We start from the raw sequence: 21228 nt of genomic DNA on the forward strand, positions 1-21228 counted from the left end.
CGGGTGTGGGCGCTCGTGGGGCGGAGCATGATCAGGGGGTTGGGCGGGCGTCGCTCGCGTGGGGATCAAGAGAGGATGAGGATCATGAGTGAGGCTGAGCTCTCGCAGGCCGAGCAGGTGTCGGCGGTTGAGTCGGTGGCTTTGACGCTGCCTCAGGTGGCGTCGTGGATTGGCCCGGGTGCTAACGAGCCGGTGACCGCTGCTGAGATCGCCAGCGCGCTGGGGGAGGAAGGCCTGGGACGGATCGCGGGCGCGCTCGGCAAGAATCCTGCTGAGGCCGCGGCGTATCTGGCTGACCGGCTGCCGCAGGCGACCGACGCGGCGACGCCAGTCGGGTCGGTGAACCCCAGTGCCCGCCGCGACCACGTGGCGCCTGACACGCTGCTTGTCCTGTGGGGCGACCTTCCCGATCAGATCACCATCCGGGAGCCCGCGGAGGGGATTCACTTCGGGCTCCGCTGAGGCTCCTGAGGCCCAAGCGCCGTGGAGGCTGTCCTGGCGCTGTTCTGGTGGTGGGTGGGGGTTGTCGCGTGTTGTGACGTGGGCGGCCCTGTTCCCGTGTGTGTGGTGGGGGCGCGACAGGTGGGTGGGACAGGGTGCCGGGGGTGGGGCCGCGGCTGGTGCTGGGTGGTGGCCGTCTCGGGGGTGTCGACGGCCGCCAGGTGCCGGCGGTCCTGGCCGCCGTCCGAGGCGCTGTCCGAGGCGCTGTCCGGGGCGGCGGGGCAGGGCCGGGGCGGCGGCCGCCCGGGAAGGCCGGCCTTCCCGGGCGGCTTGGTCCTGGTGGTGGTGCTCGGTGGCGGGGTGCTCGGCGGCGGGGGTGGGTGGTGACCTGTCTCAGCGAAGGCGGCGTGGTTCTCACCGAAACCGGGGGCCAGCCTCGCTCGGGGATCCACTACCGGCTCACCAACCAGCCTCACCACCTACACCGACCGCGTCCACCAGGCACCACCACACACACCGCCAGGCGAGCACACCAGGTACCCCGCACGGACCACGCCAGAGCGCAGCAGCAGGCGGGCTGAAGCAGCGCGCCGGGACCGATCACGGCCGCGGCTGCGTCGGGAGGACAGCGGAGCAGCGAACGGTCGGGAGGCGGTGTGCCCCGGAACCGCCGGGAACAGCCGCCGCGGGTGCAGCGGCGGACACACCACGCGACAGATACGCTTTGTTATCACAACATTCCATAAAGTGAGGATCCCCTGATGCCGTACTCGCCGCTGCTGGTCAAGCCGCTTAAGAAAGAGCTGACCTCGGTCGGGTTCAAGGAACTGCTGACCGCGGACGAGGTCGACGCCGCGATGGCCGAGGCGGCCACCGGCGTGACCCTGATCGCCATCAACAGCATCACGGGCGTCGCGGCAAACGTGGCCCGCCCCGGGGTCCGCATCGCCCTGGAGAGCGACGGTAAGCACCCCGACCGGCTGTTCACGGTCTTCGATGAGCAGGACCTGGAAGCCACCGCGCAGATGCGCGGCTACTTCCCCGACATCCCGCCGTCCCACCCGTCGTTCGCCCTCTTCAAGGACGGCGAACTCGTCTACTTCATCCCGCGCCACCGCATCGAGGGCCGCGACGCCCAGCAGGTGGCCGCCGCGCTCACCGATGCCTTCGAGGAACACTGCCAGTAGCCCCAGGCCCACCCCGCCACCAAGGCCACTCGGCGCTCCCAGCAGGCACCCGGGAGCGCCGAGGTGGGACACCAACAACCGCGAGCCTTCGCTGAGACGAGTCTGCATCCGCTCACCTTCGGTGAGAACCACGCCGCCTTCGCTGAGACAGGTCAGGTGGGGGTGCAACGCGGGGGTGCGACGCGGTGTTGCGGTGGGGTGCAACACGGGGCCGTGTTGCGGGTCTGACCTGGTGTTATGTGGCTGGGAGCGGGGGCGGGTGGGTGTGTTGCACTTCGTGTTGCACTGGGTTGGGCCGGTTGGCCGGCCTCGGCGGCCCGCTGCCGCCCTGCCCGCGTCGTCCGGTGCCGCGCCCCGCCGTCTTGCTGCTGGGCCTGGTCGCCGTCCTGGTCGGCCGCCAGGCCGTCCTGCTGCGCCCGGGCTCGGCCGCTGCTGTGCCGCCCGCTGCTGGGGCCCTGGCGGCCCGTCCGGGCCGCCGTCCTGGCCGTCCCGGCCCCCGGGTTGCTCGGCCGTCTCGGGGCCCGCCCCGGCCGCCGTCCTGGCCCGGTGTTCGGTTTGGTGTCGCTGCTCCGGGAATTGCTCGGTTGACGTGGAGCGGGATTTCCCGGGCGGTCGGGAACGGCGGTCGCCGTGTCGGCGTGGAGGGCCGTAGGCCCCTTTCCGGTGTGCCTGAATGCGATTCCTCGCCGCTGCGCCTCGGAAGGGTTTCGAATTGCAGCCCGAAAGGGAGTAGAATGGAATTCAGATTCCCGTCGTTAGGCGGCAGGATAGAGCCGTGATGGACGGTTGCCGCGAGGTTTCCCGTTCACGTCCCGCGCCCCTCCGGTGATGCGCGTCGGGGGAGTGGCGGTGGTGATCTGTCACGGGTGTGGCAGTGGGGTTTTGGGTGTTCGTGCTGGTCATGGGCAGGTTTCTACTGCCGTTGACTGTCGTCTGATTGCTGTCATAGGTGTCGTTTTGGCTGGTCGTGGGAGTGTCGTGGCTGTCAGCACCTCCCGCACAGCGGGGGAAGCTCAGGGATGCCGTTGCCGCTGGTCGGGCAGGGGCGCCCGGAGGCTGGTGCCGGTCTGCTGTGCCTGGAAGTGATAGCTGCGGTCTTCGCGACTGCCGATCACAGAGCGTGAGACGAGCGCCCAGGTAACGGTGGCATCGATCCTCTGCGGCAGCTGCCGGGTGCTGGCTTCTCGACGCTCACCAATGTGGATCGGGGTCCCACTCGTGGTCCGGCTCTCTGATCTGCTCGTACGACTCGAAGGTGTGGGTGTCGAAGAAGCAGGCGATGGAGAACGACTGCTGGGGATCCGTGAGGACCCGGTAGATGAACTCGCTGGCGGAACCCTCGAATCGCTCCCAGCCGGCGGCGACGTCATCATGCGGCTGGGCGAGAATCGGCCAGCGGTCGGGATCGGCGGAATCGGTCAGCCAGAAGAACTGGTCGGCCTGTTCCGAGTCCGCCCACCGAAGCAGGCCGCCGGCGGCGGGGAACACGGGATGCGGACTGAAGAGGTCGCCGATCCAGGCGTCAGCAGCGGCTCGTGCGCCCAGCCACTCGGCGTCCTTGATCAGATCGTGGTGCGGGCTCGGCGTGTCAGGAGTGGAGAGCTGCAGGAACCCGTCGAACTCTCCCGAGCCGAACCACTGCGCCAGCTGCTTGTAGTCGGTCGGCAGGGCGATGCCGAGCCGCGCCTCGACCGAGGGCCAGTCGATCACCCTCTTCGTCACGGCCTCCCAGCCGGTGATGGCTGCCAGCTTCTCGCTCCACGTTGCCGCTGTGTCCACGGTGCCGAGTAAATCGCAGTGGACGGACAACGCTCGGTGCGGGGCCTCAGTACTCCCACGTCGGAGTCACAGTCACTCACCGTGGTGAGAGCGCGGAACCGCCACCTATCGGTTCTAACCGCCCCCTATCGCTTCCAGTCACATCTGCTACCGCATGACGCTCGGGAAGCACTGGAGACGGCTGCCGAACGTCTGCGGGAAAAGATGGAGCTGGCCAGCCTGGTCAACTTCAACCGCGTTCTGCTGGACCGCTACCACGGGATCGCCACCGAACAGGCCACAAAGGCTTACCGCAGCAGCCAGGTGGCCATGGCCGTGGGCCTGGCGATCCTGGTGGCCGCTGTGCTGGCCGGCTGGAACTTCCAGGGCTCTGCCGACCGGATCTTCGTGGGCTCGGCGGCCGCGATCGGCACCGCCTTCACGGCCTACCTGAGCCGCACCTACATGCAAACCTACGAGCGCGCCCTGCAGCAGCTGAACCAGTTCTTCAACCAGCCCGTGCTGAACGGCTACTTCCTCACCGCGGAGCGGATGTCCGAGCAACTTCCAGCCGAACGCCGCGCCGCCATCTTGGAGCGCATTATCGATGACGTCCTGGAGAGCGGGAAGGAGATGCACCTCGCCTCCACCTCCACTACCGCCATCCCGGCCCCCCGCCGCGCCACAGGGCGGGCATAGCGTCGAGCTGTCCCACGACACGCTCTCAGGCGCCCGTCTGATGGCATGTCCGCGGCCGAAAACTCGCAGGTCAAAGCCCTGTTCATCACCGATTCGGCGGGTCTAGCGGCCCCACCACAGCACCCCAGGGCCGCCGAGCGCAGCAGCGCCGGCTCGGCACTGCTAGCCTCCCACCGGCCGGGCCTCGCAGGACATCCCCCGTCGCACCCTGGGACCCGGCCGTGCGGCGCCTCGATCACGGCGGAGGCGACCTCGGACGCGGTCGCCAGGCCCAGCCGCTCCTCCGCAGCCGCCGCGGGCCTCGAGCAGGCGGTTCACGCTCTGGACCAGTTGGCCCAGGCGTCCTCGTACTGGTGATCGGCCATCACCCGCACGGGGGTGCGGGCCGCTGGGCACGACAGGCAGGGGCTACTGTGTGGCGGGACCGTTCCGGCGGCCGTGCCGTACGACGTCCAGGGCCGACTCCCTTGGCAGACGTCGGGCAGAGGAAGCCTGCTTCTCCGGCGAGGAACCTGTCCGCGTGCCTGCTGTTCCTGGCGCGCCGGAGTCGGCGGCACGCCCGAACGGAAGACCACCATGGCCGACAGCAAGCAGCAGCGGATAGCGAAGATCCTGGCCTTCTGCACCGGCAAGAGCTACCAGCAGGCCCTCGCCGCCATCCGGGGCGACGGCACCTGGCACCCGCTGACGATCAGCGCCGAACTCGACGACGCCAGCGGATGGGACATCCGCATGGGAGGCGACGGCCTGCTGCGCACCTGCCCCGAGTGCGGACTCGACGCCTTCGTGGACACCCGGCACGAGGCGATGCCCAAGAGCCTCGGCCCCGGCACCGCCTGGTTCTGCTTCGCCTGCCTGTTCACCGCCGCCGACAACGAACTCGACCACTGCCAGTCCTGTGGCCAGCTCACCACCGACACCGAGCTCGCCGTGTGCGCTGGCTGCGTCAGTGGATGGAGCTTCTGAACCCGCCCCGTCCAGCTGAATCGCTGGGGGCAGGTGGGATCTACCCACCTGCCCCGGGTGGGGTGCGGTGGAGACCTACCGACAACAAACCGCCCCGCCGCCGGAGCACCCGCTCCGGCGGCACCCGCGCGATCGGCCCGCACCTGTAGACCTGCGGCGGGTCCGGCTCTCAGGTGGTCGCCGGAACCGCCGGTCAGGCCGGCGCGGTGCCGACCGGGGCGGGGAACAGTACGGCCGCCGTGTCGAAGGCGGCGCGCACCATGCTGACGGCCATGACTGGCGTGAGGGCGCTGCCGGTGAGTTCCCCGTGGGCGAGTTTGTTGCGCAGCAGCCGGCCGGCGTCGAGCCGGTCGGCGAGGTCGGCCGTGATGGTGTCGGTAGCGGCGGCCAGCGCGATCAGCTGCTGGAAGTTCTTTTTCACGCCCAGATGTTCGGCGAGGGCGCGCTCCAGCGCGAACAGGGAATGCGTGACGGCGACGGTGGTGAACTCGTACCGGTAGTACGAGTGCCGGATCAGCTCGCGGGAGGTCTCCAGCGCGCTGACGACGTAGGCGGGCGCGTGCTCGGGCAGGACCAGGTCGGCGACCAGGGCGTGCATGTCCGAGTAGTGGTCGACGAAATAGTGGGCACGGGAGTCGCGCACCGGCCAGGGCAGCGGGCCGGGAAGCGGCGGCAGGTCGTTCATCCGCGCAGTCTTGCGGCCCGGTGCGTGCCGTCGCCAGCGAATTCGGCGGTCCCTGTGAGACGTCGTACGAGGCCGCGCTGTCGGCGTTGGGGCGGACTCAGGCCGCGGCACGGGCGGCCTCCTTGAGCTTCATGGCGGCCTGGTGCCGGTTCTCGACGCCCGCCCAGTGCGGGTGGGCATGCAGCTCGGCACCGACCGCGGTGAACGCGGCCTTCGTTTTCTCGGGCGGATCGGAGGCCCAGGCGGTCTCAGCCTCATACCAGCGGCGCTGGAGTTCCAGCAGGTCAGCGGGTAAATCGGTGTCGGACACCGGCCCATCGTAGGTCGCACACCCGTGTGGTGGGCGGCGCGGCACTCCAGGCCGGGACGTGGCGGCGGGGCGATGTCGGCCAGACCGGCCCACGGACCGGCCCGGGGCGACTACCGTCGACCTCACAGGGCCCGGCCCGGCGCCGGGACCAGCGACCAGGGAGAGAGGTAGGTGGGGATGAGCGCCCAGCCCACCGAACACGGACACGGCGGCGGCCGCTTCGGGCTACCGCGGATGAATACGGTCCAGGAACTACGAGCCGCGCTGCGCGCCGGCCACGGCTTCCCCGGCGATGCCGAGCGCCTGGACGCCGAACTCGCCGACCAGCTGCTGCGCCGCGTGCCGGTCGACCGGCTCGACCAGGTCGACCAGGTCCCCGCCGTCGTGGACCTGGTCGCCGTCGCCGAGATCGTCGCCGCCTACCGCGGCCGCGTGCTGCTCGCCGCCGACCCGGAGACCTCCGACGCCGTCGACCAGGCCGTCGCCGACCTGCTGGCGCGGCAGGGCGCCGAGTGACCGACCAGCACCAGCAGCCGGACCCGGCGGTCGCCGTGGTCACCGACCGCGCCGCCCAGCGCGCCAAGGAGCTCGGCGCCAGCGAGGCCCTGGAGACGCTGCGCGCCGAACTCGAACACCGGCCGCGGCTCGGCCGGCTGATCCGCACTGTCACCGAGGGCGCCCAGCAGGTCGAGCTGTACTCCACCCGGATCGAGGGCGACCGGGCCGAAGGCCGGCCCGCGCTCAACGTCGTGCACGCCTACGCCCCCGCCCCGCCCTGGCCGCCGACTGTACGGATCGCAGCCGTCGTCCCCGAAGACCCGCCGCACCCCGCGCCGTAGAGCCGGGCCGGCGGGCCGCGCCCGCTACGCTGATGCCGGTGCCCGCCGGACCCGAGACGCACAATCCGGGCCATCACCGGCGGGCGCCGTCGCGCCGCAGTCGGCCCGGGACAAGGCTGGGACAACCGGCCGCCGGCCTTCTTGTCCTCTGCGCACGGAAGCTCCGCGATCGTCCGCCACACACCAGGTGGGCGCGGCCGGCATCCTCTCCAAAGAGGGGCCGAAACTACAAGACCCCCGGCCTGACCTGCGGCATCAGAACCGCTCGGTCGCCCGCTTGTCGCCGGTCATCGCATACCGGCACGCGAGCGGCTCCTCGGCGCTGCTGCCGATCTCCTCGCCCAGGACGTGCAGGACCTCCTCGGCGCCCCGATCGGCGACGTACCCCGGTGCCACCCGTAGGGCGAGCAGCCCGAGATCGCGGTGCGCGTCCAGCCGCTGCCGCGCCAAGCCGTGCCCCCAGGCCACCATCGCCCGCCATGCCTCGACCGGGCACCCGCCCGGGCCCGGCCTGCTCTCCAGCTCGACGACCGGCACGTCCGGCTGCTCGCGCAGCTCGGCGATCGCCGCCGTGACCGCCGCGCGGATCCCGTCCGGCCCAGCTGCGCGCCGCCGGCCTCGGCGCGGGCCGGCGCCAGGTGCTCGGCGACCAGGTTCGCGAGCTCGGCCAGGCGCCCGCGGATCTCGACCACCGCCCGCATCGGCCTGGTGCTGCCGGTCGACGACGTCCTCGATCGCCTCGGCGGTCGCCGCCAGGTCCAGCAGTCGGTGTGCCGTCGACCGGGACACTTCGAGTTTCCCAGCCGCGTACGCACCCCACGACGGGTAGCCCAGAGCGGTCCACCCCGGCCGCGGTGCGCCGCGCGCACCCGCTCGGCCAGCACCAGGACGGCGGCGCGCACCTGCTCCACCGACTCGCGCAGCGCGTCGGTCAGCCGCCGTGCCTCGGCCTCGCCGACCGGGGCCGGCTCCTGGTGCCCTCGTTCGGCCACACCCTCCCCCTGCCCACCAGCGGCGCCCGAACCCGGTGCTGGCCTCTGTGTCACCTTGTCGAGCGGGGCGTGTTCCCTGGTGGAGAGCGTTGCCTCCGCACGGTCCGCTACTCTCCCATGCCATGAGTAACGGATCAGCTACTTCTAGTGACGAAGTGTCGGAAGCCTGGAGGGCGGTGTACGGCCTCCCGGACGGGGCCTTCAGTTCGTCCGATCGTGCGCGCGTCGAGTTCTGTCAGAGGGCGAAGTGGGTGGCGGAGGCGGCGGTCGAACTGGTCCGCTTCGTGGCCATGGACGCGGCCTCGGCGGGCGACTACGCCAAGCTGGCCAGCGACCTCGTTAGCACGGTGAGCTCCCTCCAAGACGCCGCGATCGTGGCCGAGCGGATCCGTGGAGCGTCCTGGGCCGACATCGCCCGCGGCCTGGGAGAGTCCGACGTGGATGCGGTCCAGGCGAGGTGGGAAGGCAAGGTTGCGGCCGAGCGCGCCCGCAGGCCCAGCGGTCTCAAGCCCCGTAACACCGCCCGCACGCTCAGCTGGATCGACGAGTGGAGCGACAAGATGCCCCGCCCTGTGGCCAGCTTCCCGAAGGGCACGCTCGGCCGGGTCCTGGATGCATCGGTGGTGTGGACAGGCCGTGACCCGGACGAGGCGGACCGGGCCTTCGCCGTGGGCCTAGAAGCCGCCGCCTCCTGATCCTCCAGGCTGCTGACCGTACCGGAACAGCGGCGGGCGACTGGCCAGCGCGCTCCGCGCCGCCCTGACCGGCCAAGAACTCGCAGAAGTCCTCTACTGGACCGGCGGACAGCAAGCCGCCCCTCTCTCCCGAGGCGCGCTTGCCACCCGCATCTACGACGAGGTCTCCAAGCACATCGACCGGATCGACCTGGACTCCGCAGACGGCAAACGCCTGGAACCCATCGTCATCGACGCGCGCCTCGGAAACTGGAAGGCCGCCACCCCACGCGAGGTGACGACCTTCCAGTGCTTTCTCAGGGCCCCGGCAGCGTACCGCCGGGCACGGGGCACCGATTCCGGCCGGGGGCCTACCCAGTCTCGGCGTTCAGGTACTCGAAGCCGCAGGAACCACAGATGTACCCGGCCGGGTCGTCGTTCTCGCCGGGTTCGCCGCAGTGCGTGCAAGGGAAGGGCCCCCAAGCGGCGCCGGCCTTCAGCAGTTGCTCCCAGCTGAGGCCTTCCTCGGCTTCCCTGGCAGCGATGGCCTCGGCGATCCTCTGCTGCGCGTACTCCTGGTCGACGCCCATGGCTCTCATCTCCCAGACGACGGCGCCCTGCCCCAAGAATGGCTCGCCCGGCCCCGCCCTGCCAAGCGCGCCCCTACGCCGCCGGCTGCTCCTCGACCATGTCGTCGACGTGCTTGAGCCGACTGCGGGCGACGACCCGGCGAGTACGCCCAGCTGCGCCGCCTTGGCGTGGTCACCGACTACGTGGGCCGCCAGGTCGAGCGGGCCCGCGGCTGGGCGATCGGCATGCTGGACGACCGCACTGGGCCGTTCGCCGCCAGCTGGCCGACCTGGGCACCGGATTCGGCCTGGCCGCTGCCGACGCTGCCGCCCGGCGCCGACGAGGCGGTCACCTCGGCGACGGCGTACCGGCTGTGACGGGCACCAGCGCGCTGGCCGGGCCGATCCGGGTGCGGGTGTGCTCGACCTCGACCTGGCGGTGCTGCTTGCCCCGCCGGTGCTCCTGGTCGAGGTCGACAGAGAGAACGAGGGCGTCGGCACGCTCGTCGAGAAGCTCACCTCCTACCGAACCTGGTGCGAGCTCCCCGCGAAGGGCACGCGAAGACCGCCTTCGAGGCCTCGCTGCGCCGCCGGGGCGCCCGTACGTACAGCCTGCGGCTGTGGCTCACCGTCTACCCGCCCACCGGCCGCGAGGGCCTGCCGCCGGTCGCCCTGGTCCTTCAGGCCGGCCGCAAGCGCGACCGCCCCGACGTCAAGCGGCTCACCCCGCAGCAGAAGAAGGAGAAGGCCAAGCGCGACCACGAGCGGCTGCTGAACCGCATGACCGAGGTCGAGGCCGCCTCCGAGGACATCTGGCACGCCCCCGCGTACGGCGGCGACGCCATCCACGCCCGCGACCACCACCGCCTGCGGACTGCTCAGGTGTGGCCCGGGCGTGTTGTGGTCATGCCTTGGAGCATCGCGGTCAGGATCCGCGCCAGCCGGGGTTCCACCTCGACGATCGCGTGGGCGAGCCGTGGGTCGGCGCGGTACAGGGCGGCGATCTGCGGTCCGGGCGTGGCGATCTGCCAGAACGAGCCGGCCATGGAGGTGGCCGCGGCCATCAGGTCCACGCCGTCGGCCTCGGTCAACTCCGGCAGCCGCGCGCGGACGGCGGCGACGATCGCTTCGACCGCGCTCAGGGTCACCAGTTTGAACGTGCGCACCGCTTCGACGGAGACGTTGCGCTCGAGGTTCATCGGTGCCTGGGCGAGCAGGTCGCAAAACCTGCCGCGGGCCGCGAGGGTGCGCGCGAAGGCTCCGGCCACGGCGGCCGCGTCGCCGTCCGCGGCGGCGCCGATCTCGGCACACAGGACAGGCGCCCATTCCTGCCAGTCAGCCGCAGTCAGCCGCAGGAAGATCTCCTCCCGCGTCTCGAAGTAGCGCAGCAGCGCGGACTTGTGCATGCCCACGGCGGTGGCGATGTCGGTGAGCGTGACCTGGCGGATGCCGTGCTCGGCGCCCAAGGCGCGGGCGGCGTCCAGGATGGCGGCCTCGCGTTGTTGCTTGGCCTGCGGGGACCGGGCGCGCCGGAAGTCGGTAGTGTCCACGAGGCCCATGTTAGTGCAACAGTGTTGCGCTATTAACGAAACAGTGTTTTGCTAACTGCATGACCGAGAACACTGGCGAGAACACACAGCAGACCTGGTTCGTCACCGGCTCCTCCCGCGGCCTGGGCCGCGCCCTGGTCCGCGCAGCCCTGGAGGCCGGCCACACCGTGGCGGCCACGGCCCGCCGACCCGAGGACCTCGACGACCTGGCGAGGGAGTTCGGTGACCGGATCGCCCCGATCGCCCTCGACGTGACCGACCCGGCAGCCGCCCGGGCGGCCTTGGAGGAGACGCGGAAGCGTTTCGGCCGGATCGACGTAGTCGTCAACAACGCCGGCTACGCCAACGTCTCCCCGGTCGAGACCACCGAGGACGAGGACTTCCGCGCCCAGTTCGAAACGAACTTCTGGGGTGTCTACCACGTCAGCAAGGCGGCGATCCCCCTCCTGCGTGCCCAGGGCGGCGGGCTGATCATGCAGGTCTCATCGATGGGCGGCCGGGTGGGCGGCTCCCCGGGCATCGCCTCCTACCAGGCGGCGAAGTTCGCGATCGACGGTTTCAGCCGGGTGCTGCGGGTGGAGACCGAGCCGTTCGGCATCCGGGTCCTGGTGATCGAGCCGAGCGGTTTTCGTACCGACTGGGCGGCTTCCTCGATGACCGTGCACGAGGTGCCCGAGGGCTACGACAGCACGGTCGGGGAGATCAACCGGCGGATCCGCCAGAGCCCCGAGGGTCCGGCCGGCGACCCGATGCGTGCGTCGGAGATCCTGGTACGGATGGCCGGGCGCCGCGACATCCCGACCAACCTCGCACTCGGCGTGACGGCCTCGGAGGGTTCCATCGCCCAGGACCGGCGCCTGCTCGCGCAGGACGAGAAGTGGAGTGCCGTGGGACGGTCGGCGGATTTCGCTGAGCCCTACCCGGTGGCGTTCCCCCAGGACACGGCGGCCTGACTGCCCGTCCCTTCTCGCCAGCGGGGTCGGGTTTCCTCGATGCCGAGGAGTTCGAGCAGGTGTGCTTGGACTCCTCGGTTGGTGAGGACGACGGGTGGGCTGATCGCGCGGTCGGCGATGGTGACGGCGTCCAGTTCCTCGCCGAGCAGGATGAGCTCGCGTGGCAGGTCGCCGAGCACGCAGGCCGGCATGGCGGCGAGCGCGCACACCGTGACCAGCGGCAGCCCTCATCAGGCGCGACGTCGGGCACGGTGCCGGCCGGGGCGGCGCCGCGCAGCACGTCCGCTACCGGCGAGTGCCGCAGCTCCTCGGCCAGCTGGCCGTCGCCGCCGGGGGATCACCTCCTGGTGGCTGGCCCGCTCGACTCCCGCGGCCGCGCGCTCCAGGGCAAGCGTGTAAATTACGACGGCAGGGCGACAATTGCCGGCTTTTCATGGGTGAGCGACAGGGTGGGGACGGGACGTGGCCGCTGACGGCATGGTCCTTGTCGACGTCGCTGCGTCCGGGCCCGGCGTCGTCGAGCCGTCGGGTGCGGCGTTGATCGGCCGGGATCGCGAACTGGCCGTGCTGACCTCGTTCGTGTCTGCTGCCGAGGGCCGTGCTGTGGTGCTGCGCGGTGAGGCGGGTGTCGGCAAGAGCGCCCTGGTGGACCGCACGGCTCATCTGGCTGTCGGGCTGGGGTACGAGCTGATCCGGGTCTCGGGAGTCGAGGCCGAGTCGCATCTGCCCTTCGCCGGGCTGCACCAGTGCCTGTACCCCGTGCTGGAGCAGTTCTCCACCCGGCTCAGAGCACCGCAGCGGGCGGTGCTGGACGTGGTGTTCGGGCACGGTGCCGGGGAGCCGCCGTCCGTCATGGCCCTGGGCATCGCGGTACTCGACCTGCTGGCCCTGGCCGGCGCCGAGCGTCCGCTGCTGCTGCTGATCGACGACGGTCACTGGCTCGACGAGGCCAGTGCCGCGGTGTGCGGGTTCGTCGCCCGCCGGCTGGCGGCCGGCGCGGTGAAGATGCTGATCGCCCTGCGGTCGGAGGAACGGTCCCCCTTCGACCACGCCCGCCTGCCGGAACTCCCGGTGGAGCCGCTGTCCCAGCAGGACGCCGAACGCCTGCTGGAGCTGCACCACCCGCGGCTCGACGCGCGTACCCGCCGCACCGTCCTCGACCAGGCACGGGGCAATCCGCTCGCCCTGTACGAACTGCCGCCTCCCGCCGGCGTGCAACACGATGCCGATCTGCTGGACGGAGCCGGCCTTCCGCTGCCCCGACGCCTCCAACTCCTCTACGCCGCACGGATCGAGCGCCTGGAGCCCCCGGCACGAGCCGAATTGCTGCGCGGTGCCCTCGACGGCGCCGCGGGCCGTCCGCGGGAGGCCGGCCACGGCACCGCCCGCTACCGGATGCGCGGTGTCGATGCGGCGGTCGTCGCCGGGCTGCTCGACGCCGACCCGTGCGGCGGCGACTTCCTCTTCCGGCACCCGCTGGTGCGCTCGGCCGTCGTCCAGCTGGCGACGGCCGAGCAGCGCCGGGCCGCGCACGCCGACCTGGCCCGGGTGCACCGGGCCGATGTCGAGCGGTACGCCGGCCACCTGGCAGCGGCGGCCGACGGCCCCGACGAGTACGCGGCGACGGCGCTGGAGGCGGCGGCGGCCTCCGCCACCAGGCGTGGCGGAGCGGCGGCCGCGGTCAGCTGGCTGACCCGCGCGGCCGAGCTGAGCGAGGAACCCGCCCAGCGTGCCCGCCGGCTCGGCGACGCGGCCTACATCGCCGGCCAGGCCGCGCTGCTGGACAGGGCCCAGCAGTTGCTCCACCACGCGCAGCCGCAACGGGGCGCGGGCGCACCGCTGGCCGCCGTGCTGGTCTCCGCCCACGCCGACTTCGTCCGTTTCGGGGCGGTGCGGCCCGCCTTCCAGCGGCTCGCCGCCGCGGTCGAGCGCCGCTGCGACGGTGCGGCGCCCCCCGGTGACGAAACCCTGACCCGCGCGGCCGACGCGCTGGTCACCATGGCCCACTACGCGGGCGACCCCGCTCTGTGGCAGCGGACCGACACGATCCTCGCCACCCTCGGCGACCTCGTCCACCCGCTGACGCTGATGTACCACGACGCGAGCGCCGTCGCCCGCAGCGGGGTCGGCCTGCGGGCGCGCCTGGAGGAGGCCTTCGCCGACCCGGCGAACGCGGCCCCCTGGGACCTGGCACGCATGGCCGTCTGCGCGTCCCACGTCGACGCCCTGAACCAGTACCGCACCCAGCTGGCCGACGCGGTCGAGCGCGAGCGGGAACACGGCGCGGTGTCGAGCGTCATGGTCCTTCTGAGGATGCTGATGCTGGACCAGATGTACGCCGGGATGTGGGACGAAGCGCGCCGGACCGCCGAGCGCGCGCTCGAACTGGCCACCGCCCACGACCACGTCCTGCTCGCCTACCACGCCCGCGCGTGCCTGGGACAGCTCGTGGCCCGCCAGGGACGGCTGGAGGAGGCACGCGAGCTGCAGCGCGCCGTGGACGCCTGGGCACGGCCGCGCGGCGTCGGCCTGCTCACCCAGATCACGGAAGCCATCGCCACCGGCGTCGCGCTCACCGAAGGCGACTTCGAAGCGGCCTACCTGTACGCCATCGGCATGACACCGCCGGGCAGCTTCGAGCGCCACGCCCATCAGATCGCCCCCAGGGCACTGCTCGAACTGGCCGAGGCCGCGCTGTACAGCGGCCGTCACGAACAGGCACGCCGGCACGCGCTCGCGGCCTGCGAGGCGGGTCTGCCGCAGGCCTCCCCGCGCATGGCCCTGTCCACCTACGGCGCCCTCGCGATGACCGCGGACGACCTCACGCAGGCCGCACGAACCTACGCCCGGGTCGAGGCGTACCCGCACGCCCGGGACTTCCCTTTCGAACTGGCACGGATCCGCCTGGCCCACGGCTTCCGACTGCGGCAGCTGAACGCGCCCCGGGCGGCGCGGCAGGCCCCGCTGCTGCTGGCAGCCGAAGAGTTCAACCGGCTCGGAGCCACGGCATGGGAGATGCGCGCCCGCGCCGAACTGCGCCGGAGCAACCTCCCCCCGGGCCCGCAGGCGCAACCACCGGCGCCCCTGACCGCCCAGGAGCGCAGGATCGCCGAACTCGCCGCCCGCGGACTCACCAACAAGGAGATCGGCGAGCAGACACACCTGTCCCCACGCACCGTCAGCTCACACCTCTACCGGGTCTTCCCCAAGCTCGGCGTCACCACCAGGGCCGCGCTACGCGACGCCCTGAGCGGCCTGCCACCGGCCGAGCGATCTGGCCCCGACACTTGAGAAGCCGTGCACGGCGGCATCCACGGCCCGCCCCTGCAACCCCACCAACCGCAACACGCGGCCTCCGCGTCGGGCTCTGCCGGCACCCCCGCGGGTGCCGGTGGGTGGCAAGGGCCCCGGCGGTACCGGAAGCGAGCTGACGACCACGCTGTGCCTGCAGACGGCCGGCCCCCGGACCGGAACCGACGGCACCGACGGCACCGGGGGGAAGCCCGGGAAGGCGGGCGGGGACGGCATGTCCGGCTAGGGCGTGACGCGCAAGGAGGACCGCAGAGAGGGAGCGGGGTCCCGTCGGCTGTTGCCGCACTGCCTCCCGAATCCCGCGCGAGGGTGATGCCCCGTGCCCGACTCGCTGTGACGGGCAGCGGCCCGTCCCGTGCATGCGGCGCAGCGTTCTCGGTACTCGATCAGCCCCGGCGGTCGGCGCGAGCCCCCCGACGCCGCCACCCGGGCACGCGGCGCCCCGACCTATCCCGCCCGGCAGGGGCGCCGCCCACCTCCCTCGGCGCGCCGATTCTGGCCCGGTGCCCGCCCCTCGGTCGGCGCCGAACCGGCCACGCCCGCCGCGCCGATCATTCCTCTGCGACCCTCTCGTAGGCCGGTCACCGGGCGGGACTGCGGGCAGGACTCAGCTGTCCGCGGGCTTTTCGGTCTGTCGTTCAGTCAGATGACTGATGCGCGCCGGGACCCCGTGGGGCGAGGGTTGGATGCGCCGGGCTGTGCCCGGTACAGGACAAGTGGCTCACGTGTGGGTCAGGCGTGGAGCGAGGAGCAGCGGGATGGCAGTCGGTCAGCGGGTGGAGACGTGGTACAGGGCGGCGGCGGTGGGGGTGGCGACGCTTGCCGTCACCGGCGCGCTCGCCGCGCCGGCCGGGGCCGCGACACAGAGCGGTGGTCCGGCGACGCAGCGCGTGGGTGCGTCGGGCGGGGTCATCCCGCGTGACCATCCGGGTGGGCGTCCGGTGACGCGCCGGCCGCACCACTGGATCGTGAAGTTCCAGGCCGGCACGGTGGCCACCCTGAACCGGATCACGGAGTACACCTTTCAGCGCACCTACCGGCAGTGGACCGTGGCCATCACCGGCAACAACGTCCAAGGTCGAGACGTCACGATCTACACCAAGATCACCAGCCTGGACAGCGGGGAGGGCGGCATCGTCGGCGGCACCACGGCCCCCAGCGCCCAGGTCGTCATCGCCCACAACAACATCGTGGCCAGTGGGGACGTCAACGTCATCACCCTGATCAACAACATCCAGTTCATCAACCCCCAGGGCGTTGACGTGTTGAACGGCCCCTGCACCGCGCGGGTAAACGCCTACGACGCTGTCAAGGCCCAGCTCGCCTGCACCATGGGCTGAACCCACCCCCAACACGCCAGGGCGTGCCTGCCCCGGCTTCGGCCGTGCCGGGGCAGGCACCCGCCCCGGCACGGCGGGGGCTACTACGGTGGGCATCAAGAACATGCGCAAGCTGGTCGGCGGGACGGTAGCCGTCGGCCGGCGCTGACGAAGCGGCCACGGCGATGACCCCGTACCGGCTTGGACCGGCACCAGCACGATGGCCGGGCCGGGCCGGTCCGGGTGCGGGTGTGCGCGGTGCTGCTCCACGACGGCCGCCTCTGCCTGATCCGCCGCCAGCGCGAAGCCGGCCTCCAGCACTCGCTGCCGGCAGCGTCGCCGAGACCGGCGAAGACCCGGTCGACGCGCTGCACCGGGAACTGCCCGAAGAGCTCGGCCTCGACCTGGCGGTGCTGCCCAACGCGCCGGTGCTGCGCTTCGTCCAGGACCAGGAGACCGAGCGGCCCGGCGAGAGGGCGCCGTTCCGGCGCCGGCACCTGGTCTTCACCGCCCACCTGCCCGACCACCTGGTCGCGGCCGTCGCGGCGGTGGAGCTGGACGACTCCGGCCAGGCGCCGGTGGTGTGGCTGTCGGCGGCCGACGCGGTCGGCCTCCACCTCTATCCGGATGTCGGCGCGGTCCTGGACCGGGCCGTCGGGCCCGACGCCACCGTGGGCGGCCCGGTGCTGCTCCCGGCGATGACCGGCGCGTCTTACCAGTGGCGCTGACCGGCGGGGTGATGTTCGGGGAACCGGCCGCGTCGGCGGGTGCGGCGCGCCATAGTGCGTGGGTGACCGCGATTCCCGCCAGCCTGGACCTGCCCGTCCGCCGACGCCGCCACGCCCGGCTGATCGCCGCCCTCACCACCACGGTCGGCGCCTGCGCCTCGGCAGCGCAGGCGCTGTACCAGCCGGTCGCCGACGCCCCGCCCGGGCAGGAAGCGGTCGTGGTGGACCCCCTCCCGGTGGTCTACCTCGGCCACACGGCCGCCCCGCTGCTGGAGGCGGCCCGGGCCGAGGACGAGGCCCGGTGGCCGGCCGCGGTCGCCCGGGAGCGGGAGCAGTCCGAGCGGACCAGCGCCGCGAGGGTGGCGCTGGCACGGGCACAGGAGATCGTGGAGGAGCCTGGATCGTCCTGGCCCGTTCCGCTGCCGACCGCGGAGCAGGGCGCGGTCATCGACCTGGCAGGCGCCGGTGACGAGGTCGCCGAGCTGTGGCGCGGCGATCCGGCGAAGGCCGCCGTCCTGGTGCGCGAGCTGGCGGCGTGCGGGGAGTTCACGGCGGCCGAAGTCCTGGACGCGGCGGTCGATGTGGCCATCGGTGCCGGGCTGCTGGCGCTGAACGAAGCAGGCACGGCGCCTGATCCGAGCATGATGGCCGAGCAGTGTCTGGGAGCCGTCCCGTACTTGGTGCTCGCCGTGGCCCTGGCATCCGCTGACCTCGACTGAGCGACAGGCCACCCGCGGCTCTCACTCGCCGCCTACAGCTGCGTCCATCCGCACGCCCGCCCGCTCCGGCCACTGAGCGGGTGCCAGATGGGTGCGGACGGTCCGCGTTGGACCAGGTCCTCGATCCGGGTGGCGCCGGCCGGGACGGCGGACAGCATCTCGGCGGTGGCCGGGTTCTCCTCGGCGGCCAGGCGCAGGTCCGCCACCGCCGGGCGGACCGCGGCGGCCGTCGTGCCGACCAGGACGACCAGCAGCCGGGGGAAGGAGCGCCAGCGCCGCTCCCACGCTCGGCCCCGGCCGCCCGGCCCGGCTTGCTCCCACAGGGCGGCGCAGGCCGCCAGCTGCGCCGCGGTCTCCTCGGCGCCGACTCCGGGGCGGTGGCGTTCGACGAAGGCCCGCAGCCGGTGGCGCTGGTCGCCGGTGCCGGCGGTGTAGGCGAGCTCGGCGGCGGGCCGGTACGCCGCCGCGCCGACCGGCAGCTGCGGGGTGGGGCGGAGGTCGAGCGGGCCGCAGTCCTCGCCGCGCTGGCGGGCGTCGGCGACGAAGGCGGTGTGGATCCGGCCGACGTCGAGCAGGTGCTCGCGACCGTGCCGCACGGCGAGCTGCTCGCTGTCCAGCGTCTGGGCGTGCGTGCGGCGGGCCTCGGGGAAGGTGGCCGCCACCGCTGCGCCCTGGGCGGTGAGGTGCCAGGCCTTCGCCCGGCCGGCCTGGGGCAGGGTCACGAAGTCGGCCAGGCCGTCGGTGTGCAGGCGGGTCAGCCGCTTCTGGGTCTGCTTGATCCCGGCGGTGCCGCCGTGCAGCTGGTGGAGCTGCTCGGCGGTCGCCAGCGTGAAGCGGTGAAGCGTGACCAGGACGTCGTGGTCGGTCTCCAGATCCCCGTGCACGAAGGTGCTCCCTCATTCCGAAGCGCGGGCTTATCCCGTGCTCGGAGAATGGAACCCCACGAAACTCACCGGATTTCTCACCATCAAGGTTGGCAGTCCATAACGATTCTGTAACTTCCGGTGTCAAGGTATCCCGCGTTCTAACCGGTCCGAAATGCGGTCCGTAATCCCGTCCGCCAACCGGTCCCGACCTCGGGGCCCTCTGCGCCCCGACCGGCACGCCTCTGACCTGCTGGGATGACCATCAAGGTTGCCCGGTGAGTTTCCTTGATGGCCTATCAAGGAAACTCACCAATACCTTGGTGGCCCTGGTGAGTTTGCCGGACTGCTTCCGTTCCCCCTGCCGTTTCCCCCTCCGCTGCCCCTACCGGCCACCTCGGGCCCGAGGGGCGAATCCGCCCAGCTCAGCGCCCGAATCCGGGCCGCCGCCGCATTCTGACAACCCTCTTCTCCCGTCTTTCTGCTTTTGGTTTTGGTTTGTGGTTGTGGCGTTGTCGGTTGGTCGGTTCGGGTTGTTGCACCTGCGGTGGGCTTTTTCTTTTCTCGCGTCCGGCTGGTGCCGGCCGCTCGCTGGTCGGGGGCGGCGGCGGGGGCCGGATCAGGGGTGGTGGGAGAGGGTGCGGCACGCGGGCCGACAACGGGCTTGGCGGCTGTCAGGAGCGCCGGATATCCCTCAGAGGCAGCAGCCCGACCACAACCACCGGGAGAAGCCCGTGAGCACCCGTCAGCGCCTCGCCCTGCCCGACGACAACGACGCCCAGGCCGACGCCGTCGAACTGGCCGAGCCGTCCCGGCCGGGACGGACCGCGTACCGGCGCGGCGCCGCCAACCCGAACGGCTCGACCACCGCGCTGCGCTCGGATGTCCTCGGCGCGCTCGGCGTCCTGAAGGTCGCCACTGCCGATCAGCTCCAGCGCCTGCTGCGCCCCGGGGCGGCGTCGAATAAGGCGATCCGGCAGGCGCTCGGCGATCTCGCGCTGCACGGCCTGGTCGCCTCCGACGGCAACACCCGCAACCGGCACAAGACCTGGCGGCTGGAGGGAACGGTCGGACTGGAGGCGGCCGGGCAGGTGCTCGGCCTTCCCCGCTCCGACATGGGCTCCACGGCCCGGGGCGCCGGACGCTCCGGCGCCCGGCACGCGATGGCGGTCAACGAGACCGTGCTCGCCTTCGTCCGGGGCGGCACCGCGCCCGAAGCCGCGGGCGGGGTCGGCACCGTGACCGACTGGGCGACCGAGGTCGAGTTCCTGCTGCCGGGCGGCCGGCGAAAGGTGCGCCCGGACGCGGTGTGGCAGGCCCCTCAGATCGGGGTGCCGGTCCTGATGGTCGAGGTCGACCGCTCCACCATGGCCCCGGAGCGGGTCGCCGCGAAGTTCACCGCCTACCGCGAGCTGTTCCGCACCAAGGTGAAGAGCACCGACCCCGCGCTGGCCGACCGGGAGCCGGCCGACCGGGAGCCGGCCGACCGCACGGTGCACTGGTGGCGCCGCACCTACCCCGGCCCCCACACCCGGCCCGGCTACCTGCCCGTCGCCCTGGTCGTCACCGGCGCCGGACCCGTCGCCCTGGCAGGCCGCCAGGAGGCCGTGGCGGACCTGTCGGCCGAGATCTGGGGCGGGCAGTGGTGGACCGTGACCCAGGACGACAACGACGGCGACGGCTGGCGCGAGTACGACGACGCCGTGCCCGTCCTCGCGACCACCCTGGAGCTGCTGGCCGAGCACGGCCCCCTCGGCCCCGTCTGGTGGCGCTACGGCCGCCCCGGCCGGCACTCCCTGCTCGACGCGCTGGAGAACCCGGACAACCGCGCCGCCTACAACCAACGCCAGAAGGCCCGGGAGAAGAAGGCCCGCCAGGACCACCGCGAGTGGATGCGCACCCTCGCCTGCGCCGACTGCGGCAACGTCCCGAAGAAGGAGAGCACCTGGCACTACGGCCCGACGGCAACCGCGTGGAGTGGACCCACCAACCCGGCGGCCGCTGCTGGACCTGCCACCAGGAACACACCGAGCGCCTGGAACGGGAGGCCCAGGAGCAGCTGGAGGCGGCCCGGGCGGCGAACGCCTCGCTGCGCCCGTGTTGGACGTGCCGGGGCTCGATCGGCGGGAAGGAGGGCTCGAAGCTGGAGCTGACCGAGAAGGCCGGCCCGGATCGGCTTGAGTGCCCGCAATGCGAACAGGACCGCGCCGTCGAGGACTTGGGCCCGCTGGTGCTGCCCGTCCCGACCAAGCGCGAGCAGATGGCCGCACTGGTCTCCACCCCGGATGACCCCTGGTGGGAGGACCGGGTGTTGCACGCCAAGCTCTACCCGGCGAAGGGCCGCCTGGTGTGACCTGTTGGGTGGTGTGGGCGTGTTTTGGCCTCTCTCGCGGGGTTGTCTGGACCTTTGGTTGTGCCTGTTGGAGCTCCGTGGGGGGGGCGGGGGGTGGGGGAGAGGGAAGAAAAGGGTGAAGGGAAGGGAGGACGGAGGGGAAGGGGGAGGATGGGGAGGGGAATAGGGGATGATTGGGAAATGAGAAGGGGGGGTGGAAGAAAAGGGGATAGGGGGGTTATAAAGAGGGAGGTGGGAGTAGAGTTAAGGGGGGATGTGGAAGGGGGGTAGGGGAGGGTATGGAGGATTATTGATATGTTGAGGGGAGAAGC

Annotated in this window: 23 protein-coding genes; 15 read left to right on the forward strand and 8 right to left on the reverse strand. The window is 72.0% G+C overall.

The window, feature by feature from the left end; translation table 11 throughout:
* The first annotated feature begins 84 nt into the window (after window positions 1–84).
* The gene (locus tag AB2U05_RS37495) at window positions 85–462 is read left to right on the forward strand and encodes a YidB family protein (RefSeq protein ID WP_369185843.1); all 378 of its coding nucleotides are present in this window, start codon (window positions 85–87) and stop codon (window positions 460–462) included.
* Window positions 463–1202: 740 nt separating this feature from the next.
* Entirely contained in the window at window positions 1203–1628 is a 426-nt protein-coding gene (locus AB2U05_RS37500; protein ID WP_369185844.1) for a BrxA/BrxB family bacilliredoxin, read from the forward strand.
* A gap of 1191 nt (window positions 1629–2819) precedes the next feature.
* Here the strand turns inward: AB2U05_RS37500 and AB2U05_RS37505 are convergent.
* Window positions 2820–3407 carry an SMI1/KNR4 family protein gene (locus tag AB2U05_RS37505; protein WP_369185845.1) on the reverse strand — a complete coding sequence of 196 codons (588 nt, stop codon included), beginning with the start codon at window positions 3405–3407 and terminating at the stop codon, window positions 2820–2822.
* A gap of 204 nt (window positions 3408–3611) precedes the next feature.
* Between AB2U05_RS37505 and AB2U05_RS37510 the strand changes: the two genes are divergently transcribed.
* A complete protein-coding gene (locus AB2U05_RS37510; RefSeq protein ID WP_369185846.1) occupies window positions 3612–4085 on the forward strand; it encodes a hypothetical protein in 474 nt (157 codons plus the stop codon).
* Window positions 4086–4661: 576 nt separating this feature from the next.
* A complete protein-coding gene (locus AB2U05_RS37515; RefSeq protein WP_369185847.1) occupies window positions 4662–5051 on the forward strand; it encodes a hypothetical protein in 390 nt (129 codons plus the stop codon).
* A gap of 193 nt (window positions 5052–5244) precedes the next feature.
* On the opposite strand, the gene AB2U05_RS37520 is transcribed toward AB2U05_RS37515, so the two are convergent.
* Window positions 5245–5736, reverse strand: a complete 492-nt coding sequence (locus tag AB2U05_RS37520) for a hypothetical protein (protein ID WP_369185848.1) — start codon at window positions 5734–5736, stop codon at window positions 5245–5247.
* Between the two features lie 97 nt (window positions 5737–5833).
* On the reverse strand, window positions 5834–6046 hold the full coding sequence (locus AB2U05_RS37525) for a hypothetical protein (RefSeq protein ID WP_369185849.1): 213 nt from the start codon (window positions 6044–6046) through the stop codon (window positions 5834–5836).
* 234 nt (window positions 6047–6280) lie between these two features.
* Between AB2U05_RS37525 and AB2U05_RS37530 the strand changes: the two genes are divergently transcribed.
* Both AB2U05_RS37530 and AB2U05_RS37535 read left to right on the forward strand, forming a co-directional pair.
* A complete protein-coding gene (locus AB2U05_RS37530) occupies window positions 6281–6562 on the forward strand; it encodes a hypothetical protein (protein WP_369185850.1) in 282 nt (93 codons plus the stop codon).
* The gene (locus tag AB2U05_RS37535) at window positions 6559–6885 is read left to right on the forward strand and encodes a hypothetical protein (protein ID WP_369185851.1); all 327 of its coding nucleotides are present in this window, start codon (window positions 6559–6561) and stop codon (window positions 6883–6885) included. Before AB2U05_RS37530 ends, AB2U05_RS37535 begins: the two co-directional genes overlap by 4 nt.
* 255 nt (window positions 6886–7140) lie before the next feature.
* Here AB2U05_RS37535 and AB2U05_RS37540 read toward each other — a convergent pair whose 3' ends face one another.
* A complete protein-coding gene (locus AB2U05_RS37540) occupies window positions 7141–7674 on the reverse strand; it encodes a hypothetical protein (protein ID WP_369185852.1) in 534 nt (177 codons plus the stop codon).
* Between the two features lie 358 nt (window positions 7675–8032).
* On the opposite strand from AB2U05_RS37540, the gene AB2U05_RS37545 reads away from it, so the two are divergent.
* On the forward strand, window positions 8033–8572 hold the full coding sequence (locus tag AB2U05_RS37545) for a hypothetical protein (protein ID WP_369185853.1): 540 nt from the start codon (window positions 8033–8035) through the stop codon (window positions 8570–8572).
* A 350-nt stretch (window positions 8573–8922) separates the two neighbouring features.
* On the opposite strand, the gene AB2U05_RS37550 is transcribed toward AB2U05_RS37545, so the two are convergent.
* On the reverse strand, window positions 8923–9141 hold the full coding sequence (locus tag AB2U05_RS37550) for a hypothetical protein (RefSeq protein WP_369185854.1): 219 nt from the start codon (window positions 9139–9141) through the stop codon (window positions 8923–8925).
* A gap of 168 nt (window positions 9142–9309) precedes the next feature.
* Here AB2U05_RS37550 and AB2U05_RS37555 point away from each other — a divergent pair, with 168 nt between their 5' ends.
* On the forward strand, window positions 9310–9498 hold the full coding sequence (locus AB2U05_RS37555; protein WP_369185855.1) for a hypothetical protein: 189 nt from the start codon (window positions 9310–9312) through the stop codon (window positions 9496–9498).
* Window positions 9499–9998: 500 nt separating this feature from the next.
* Here the strand turns inward: AB2U05_RS37555 and AB2U05_RS37560 are convergent, their stop codons facing one another.
* Complete coding sequence (locus tag AB2U05_RS37560) at window positions 9999–10679, reverse strand: TetR family transcriptional regulator (RefSeq protein WP_369185856.1); 681 nt, start codon at window positions 10677–10679, stop codon at window positions 9999–10001.
* A 50-nt stretch (window positions 10680–10729) separates the two neighbouring features.
* Here AB2U05_RS37560 and AB2U05_RS37565 point away from each other — a divergent pair, with 50 nt between their 5' ends.
* The gene (locus AB2U05_RS37565; RefSeq protein ID WP_369185857.1) at window positions 10730–11623 is read left to right on the forward strand and encodes an SDR family NAD(P)-dependent oxidoreductase; all 894 of its coding nucleotides are present in this window, start codon (window positions 10730–10732) and stop codon (window positions 11621–11623) included.
* Here the strand turns inward: AB2U05_RS37565 and AB2U05_RS37570 are convergent.
* Window positions 11587–11832 carry a hypothetical protein gene (locus tag AB2U05_RS37570; RefSeq protein WP_369185858.1) on the reverse strand — a complete coding sequence of 82 codons (246 nt, stop codon included), beginning with the start codon at window positions 11830–11832 and terminating at the stop codon, window positions 11587–11589. The two genes, AB2U05_RS37565 and AB2U05_RS37570, sit on opposite strands and share 37 nt — an antisense overlap.
* Window positions 11833–12100: 268 nt before the next feature.
* Between AB2U05_RS37570 and AB2U05_RS37575 the strand changes: the two genes are divergently transcribed.
* The 4 genes from AB2U05_RS37575 to AB2U05_RS37590 all read left to right on the forward strand — a co-directional run bounded on the left by AB2U05_RS37575 (window position 12101) and on the right by AB2U05_RS37590 (window position 17701).
* On the forward strand, window positions 12101–14914 hold the full coding sequence (locus AB2U05_RS37575) for an AAA family ATPase (protein ID WP_369185859.1): 2814 nt from the start codon (window positions 12101–12103) through the stop codon (window positions 14912–14914).
* A 779-nt stretch (window positions 14915–15693) separates the two neighbouring features.
* Complete coding sequence (locus tag AB2U05_RS37580; protein ID WP_369185860.1) at window positions 15694–16275, forward strand: hypothetical protein; 582 nt, start codon at window positions 15694–15696, stop codon at window positions 16273–16275.
* Between the two features lie 164 nt (window positions 16276–16439).
* Window positions 16440–16982: an NUDIX domain-containing protein gene (locus AB2U05_RS37585; RefSeq protein WP_369185861.1), complete on the forward strand. Its 543-nt coding sequence runs from the start codon at window positions 16440–16442 to the stop codon at window positions 16980–16982.
* Window positions 16983–17044: 62 nt separating this feature from the next.
* Window positions 17045–17701 carry a hypothetical protein gene (locus tag AB2U05_RS37590; RefSeq protein WP_369185862.1) on the forward strand — a complete coding sequence of 219 codons (657 nt, stop codon included), beginning with the start codon at window positions 17045–17047 and terminating at the stop codon, window positions 17699–17701.
* Window positions 17702–17733: 32 nt separating this feature from the next.
* Here the strand turns inward: AB2U05_RS37590 and AB2U05_RS37595 are convergent, their stop codons facing one another.
* Window positions 17734–18585, reverse strand: coding sequence for a replication-relaxation family protein (locus AB2U05_RS37595; protein ID WP_369185863.1), 852 nt, complete (start codon window positions 18583–18585; stop codon window positions 17734–17736).
* Window positions 18586–19298: 713 nt separating this feature from the next.
* Here AB2U05_RS37595 and AB2U05_RS37600 point away from each other — a divergent pair.
* Entirely contained in the window at window positions 19299–20717 is a 1419-nt protein-coding gene (locus AB2U05_RS37600; RefSeq protein WP_369185864.1) for a replication-relaxation family protein, read from the forward strand.
* A 77-nt stretch (window positions 20718–20794) separates the two neighbouring features.
* A complete protein-coding gene (locus tag AB2U05_RS37605; protein ID WP_369185865.1) occupies window positions 20795–20917 on the forward strand; it encodes a hypothetical protein in 123 nt (40 codons plus the stop codon).
* The last annotated feature ends 311 nt before the right edge of the window (window positions 20918–21228 follow it).

The organism is Streptomyces sp. Y1, from assembly GCF_041053115.1.
In the GTDB taxonomy this organism is placed as follows: Bacteria; Actinomycetota; Actinomycetes; order Streptomycetales; family Streptomycetaceae; genus Kitasatospora; species Kitasatospora rubellomurina.

Coding starts and splice junctions, on each gene's coding strand:
- AB2U05_RS37495 (WP_369185843.1), top strand. CDS start 85: ATGAGTGAGGCTGAGCTCTCGCAGGCCGAGCAGGTGTCGGCGGTTGAG.
- AB2U05_RS37500 (WP_369185844.1), top strand. CDS start 1,203: ATGCCGTACTCGCCGCTGCTGGTCAAGCCGCTTAAGAAAGAGCTGACC.
- AB2U05_RS37510 (WP_369185846.1), top strand. CDS start 3,612: ATGGAGCTGGCCAGCCTGGTCAACTTCAACCGCGTTCTGCTGGACCGC.
- AB2U05_RS37515 (WP_369185847.1), top strand. CDS start 4,662: ATGGCCGACAGCAAGCAGCAGCGGATAGCGAAGATCCTGGCCTTCTGC.
- AB2U05_RS37520 (WP_369185848.1), bottom strand. CDS start 5,736: ATGAACGACCTGCCGCCGCTTCCCGGCCCGCTGCCCTGGCCGGTGCGC.
- AB2U05_RS37530 (WP_369185850.1), top strand. CDS start 6,281: ATGAATACGGTCCAGGAACTACGAGCCGCGCTGCGCGCCGGCCACGGC.
- AB2U05_RS37550 (WP_369185854.1), bottom strand. CDS start 9,141: ATGGGCGTCGACCAGGAGTACGCGCAGCAGAGGATCGCCGAGGCCATC.
- AB2U05_RS37560 (WP_369185856.1), bottom strand. CDS start 10,679: ATGGGCCTCGTGGACACTACCGACTTCCGGCGCGCCCGGTCCCCGCAG.
- AB2U05_RS37565 (WP_369185857.1), top strand. CDS start 10,730: ATGACCGAGAACACTGGCGAGAACACACAGCAGACCTGGTTCGTCACC.
- AB2U05_RS37575 (WP_369185859.1), top strand. CDS start 12,101: ATGGTCCTTGTCGACGTCGCTGCGTCCGGGCCCGGCGTCGTCGAGCCG.
- AB2U05_RS37580 (WP_369185860.1), top strand. CDS start 15,694: ATGGCAGTCGGTCAGCGGGTGGAGACGTGGTACAGGGCGGCGGCGGTG.
- AB2U05_RS37585 (WP_369185861.1), top strand. CDS start 16,440: ATGACCCCGTACCGGCTTGGACCGGCACCAGCACGATGGCCGGGCCGG.